Annotated in this window: 1 pseudogene; it reads right to left on the bottom strand. The window is 49.8% G+C overall.

Going from position 1 to position 309, the window contains the following annotated elements:
* Nucleotides 1-240, bottom strand: a pseudogene (locus ACGF5R_RS24725) (S49 family peptidase); the annotation flags it as partial.
* Nucleotides 241-309: the final 69 nt, after the last annotated feature.

Below are 309 nucleotides of genomic sequence, written 5' to 3'. Positions count from 1 at the left end.
ACCCAATTTTTGCACGAGTGTTCCCTGTATCGGGACAACCGCTATCCCTTCTACCACGTCATAACCAACATCATTATTTCCAGGCCGTGAAAAGCTGTCGTCATCTTCCCATGCGCCCATAGTATTAATCCGTGTGATGCCGAACCGGTCAGTCAGTGCAGCCATCACGACTTCGGCTTTACGCGGGTGAAGAGCTAACGGGGTGTTAAATAGCCGTTGGGCCAAATGGGGTAAATTCATTACTCTACCTTTGGATCTTGAATGGTTTTATCAGCGGGAACATCCAGTTGCGCCCATGATGGCGGAGTC

The sequence above is a fragment of the Photorhabdus sp. RM71S genome, assembly GCF_042879355.1.
GTDB classification, from domain to species: domain Bacteria; phylum Pseudomonadota; class Gammaproteobacteria; order Enterobacterales; family Enterobacteriaceae; genus Photorhabdus; species Photorhabdus kayaii.
This window is presented reverse-complemented; position numbering and strand designations above follow the sequence as displayed.